The organism is Arthrobacter sp. CAL618 (assembly GCF_000468215.1).
GTDB lineage: Bacteria > Actinomycetota > Actinomycetes > Actinomycetales > Micrococcaceae > Arthrobacter_D.
In genome coordinates, this window is record NZ_ASZW01000180.1 from 1 (window position 1) to 3,337 (window position 3,337).

Below are 3,337 nucleotides of genomic sequence, written 5' to 3' on the forward strand. Positions count from 1 at the left end.
GCTCCTTTTTGCTGGGCTCAGTTTTGCCGGGTCTAATGCTCGGCTGTCTTGATCTGGCTGATCCGGTCCAGGATGCTTGTCTTCAGAGTAGTGGGAGCTACCTCGGTGCAGGATCGCTTGACCACCGAGCGAATGACGCACTCGAGGTCGTGCTCCTCGGCACACTCGGGGCAATCCTCGAGATGGTTCTTGATCTCCACCAGGTCGTCGTGGGACAACGCCCCGTCCAGATAGTCGTACAGGCGCTCGATTCGGGAATCGGCGCAGTCGCCAAGGCTCTGACAGTCGCTCATTTGCCACCCTCCTGTGTCTTCGCCGTGCCGCTACCCGCTACAGCCTTCGCGGCGCCAAGGCCCCGATCGTGAGCATATTCGGCGAGCAGTTCACGCAACAGCTTGCGCCCCCGGTGCAGCCGCGACATTACGGTGCCGATCGGGGTGTTCATGATCTCGGAAATTTCTTTGTAGGCGTACCCCTCCACATCGGAGAAGTAGACGGCCAGCCGGAATTCCTCCGGAATGGCCTGCAGCGCCTGCTTCACATCTGAATCAGGAAGATGATCCAGTGCCTCTACCTCGGCCGACCGGAGGCCGGCNNNNTGTGTTCCGCCGCTTTGGCGAGCTGCCAATCCTCGATCGTGTCCGAATGGGACTGCAACGGCTCGCGCTGCCGCTTGCGGTACAGGTTGATATAGGTGTTCGTGAGAATGCGGTATAGCCAGGCCTTCAGATTGGTGCCCGGTTTGTACTGATGGAACGCCGAGAAAGCTTTGGTGTAGGCCTCCTGCACCAGGTCTTCAGCATCGGCCGGGTTCCGTGCCATCCTCATGGCAGCCGAATATAGCTGATCCACATACTGCATGGCGTCCCGTTCGAAGCGGATCTTCCGATCTGCATCCGATTCCGTTGACACATCCAGTTGATCGTCTTCGGCTGGGGCACTACCCGCCGCGGCTGTTGTATTCATTGAGGAAAAGTCTACGCGCCCACGCCCTGGGGGACGCACTGGCGCCACCGTCAGCTGGAAATCGGGCGTCTCACTGACTGTTGCGGCGATCGCCGTCATCATCCGCCTCTCATTAGTTCGGTTGGTTGTCTACTGCTCATAACCGACGGCGCTGGTTGGTTATTCCACTGCTGCATGTCAACCGGCCCCAACCGGACACCCCGGGATGGGCTCGCCAGAGATACCCGTGTCGCCTTACCAATTTAAAAGTGCAAAACTAGGACTCAAGTGCCCGATCAGTCAATAGCCAGGAGGCAATCATGACCCTTGTTCGCGTAGTAGCCCGCCCAATGCTTGCAAGTTCGTTCGTGGTGGCCGGGATCGACCGGCTGCGTAACGCCGAAGCCGCCGGCGCACAGCTTCGCCCCACCCTCGACCGGCTCAACAAAGCGGTACCCTCGGCGGCATCGGTCACCGCCAACGAGAAAGTCGTTGCCCAGGCCCTCGGCGCCGCTCAGGTAGGCGCCGCAGCCCTACTCGGCATCGGACGTTTCTCGCGGGTCGCCGCACTGGTGCTGGTCGGCACGGCGGGGCTCAACACCCTAGTCGATTTCAAGTCCGCGGATTCCTCGACGGCCGAGGCACGCAAGAACCGGCGCAACCAGCTCCTGAAGAACGTCTCGCTGATCGGTGCAGTTCTGTTGGCATCGGTGGACACCAATGGCCGCCCGGGCCTCGCGTGGCGTGCCGAGCACTTCGCGTCCGACGCAAAGCGCAACGCCAAGGCCCTTGGGAACGACACCCGCAAGAACGCCAAGACCATTGCCAAAGACACTGAGAAGCAGCTGAAGAAGGCCAACAAGTCGGTCCGCAAGACTGCATCCGAGCTGGTGGGTTAGCAGGTCAATGACCCCCGTGGAACTGTCGCATTGGCCAGCACCCTACGCAACCTCGTCCGTCAATGCGACAGTTCAGGTGCCCGGCTCCAAGTCGCTCACCAACCGTTTCCTGATCCTCGCGGCCCTCGCTGACGGGCAATCGAGGTTACGGGCCCCACTGATCTCCCGGGATTCCATCCTGATGGTGGAAGCTCTTCGGGCCCTTGGCGCCGAGGTGACCGAAATTGCCGGCGACGGCGCATTCGGTCCCGATCTGCTGGTGACGCCCATAGACCTCTCAGTAGGCGGTGACGCCGCCATCGACTGCGGCCTTGCCGGCACCGTGATGAGGTTTGTGCCTCCGCTCGCAGCCCTGCGGCAGGGAACTACTTCCTTCGACGGTGATCCTCACGCCCGCCAACGCCCCATGGGCGCCGTCATCTCCGCACTCCGCGGGCTCGGGGTGGACGTGGATGACGACGACGACGGGCTGTTGCCATTCACCCTCACCGGTACGGGCTCCGTCCCCGGCGGCAGACTAGTCGTCGACGCCAGTGCCTCCTCCCAGTTCGTCTCGGCGCTCCTCCTGGTCGGCGCACGCTTCACTGATGGGCTCCAGCTGGAACACGTCGGCCCACCCGTGCCCAGCCTCGACCACATCGCCATGACCGTCGACGTCCTACGGGGGGTCGGCGTCGATGTCGACGATTCAGTACCCAACCAGTGGCGAGTATCCTCCGGGCGGATCAGCGCCTTTGACCTACGGATTGAACAGGACCTCTCCAACGCAGGACCATTCCTCGCCGCAGCCCTGGTAACAGCCGGCACCGTACACATCCCGAATTGGCCCGCCGGCACTTCACAGGTTGGCGACCAGTGGCGTCAGATCCTCACGCAGCTCGGAGCCGACGTCACCCTCGCCCGGGGAACATTGACCGTCACCGGCGGCCCGACCATCCGCGGCGCCAACCTCGCAGACACCAGCGAACTTGCGCCGACCGTGGCGGCGCTGTGCGCCCTGGCTGATACCCCCTCAGTCCTCACCGGAATCGCCCACCTGCGCGGCCACGAGACGGACCGGCTGAAAGCCCTCGCCACCGAGATCAACCGGCTTGGCGGTGACGTCACCGAAACCGCTGATGGGCTGTCCATCAAACCAGCCCCCCTGCACGGCGGCGTGTTCAGGACCTACGAGGATCATCGGATGGCGACAGCGGGCGCCATCATCGGCCTGGCCGTCCCTGGGGTGGAGGTCGAGAACATCGGCACCACCGCCAAAACCATGCCCCAGTTCCCCCAGCTCTGGGCTGACCTCGCCGCTACCGGAAATCCAGCTGACGCCGGGTCCGGTCTCTGACGTGGCAACCGGAGGAAACCGCGGCGGGGCTCGGTCCTGGGACGAATCCGATATCAGGGTGCGGCCCAACAAGAAGGGCACCCGGCCCCGCACCAAAGACCGGCCAGCCTATGACGATGCAGTCACCGGGCGGATTGTCACAGTGGACCGCGGACGG

The 3,337-nt window shown here is 63.2% G+C and carries 3 protein-coding genes and 2 pseudogenes; 3 read left to right on the top strand and 2 right to left on the bottom strand.

Annotation, left to right across the window (positions count from 1 at the left end):
• Nucleotides 1-32: 32 nt before the first annotated feature.
• Nucleotides 33-293 (bottom strand): mycothiol system anti-sigma-R factor, encoded by a 261-nt coding sequence (gene rsrA / locus K728_RS19215; RefSeq protein WP_019483104.1) that lies wholly within the window; start codon nt 291-293, stop codon nt 33-35.
• Nucleotides 290-966, bottom strand: a pseudogene (locus K728_RS19220) (sigma-70 family RNA polymerase sigma factor). Before K728_RS19220 ends, rsrA begins: the two are co-directional and overlap by 4 nt.
• A gap of 299 nt (nt 967-1,265) precedes the next feature.
• On the opposite strand from K728_RS19220, the gene K728_RS0111085 reads away from it, so the two are divergent.
• The 3 genes and pseudogenes from K728_RS0111085 to K728_RS21930 form a co-directional block, all read left to right on the top strand.
• Nucleotides 1,266-1,844, top strand: coding sequence for a DoxX family protein (locus tag K728_RS0111085; protein WP_019483102.1), 579 nt, complete (start codon nt 1,266-1,268; stop codon nt 1,842-1,844).
• A gap of 7 nt (nt 1,845-1,851) precedes the next feature.
• Complete coding sequence (gene aroA / locus K728_RS0111090) at nt 1,852-3,180, top strand: 3-phosphoshikimate 1-carboxyvinyltransferase (RefSeq protein WP_024476751.1); 1,329 nt, start codon at nt 1,852-1,854, stop codon at nt 3,178-3,180.
• A 1-nt stretch (nt 3,181) separates the two neighbouring features.
• Nucleotides 3,182-3,337, top strand: a pseudogene (locus K728_RS21930) (ribosome small subunit-dependent GTPase A); the annotation flags it as partial.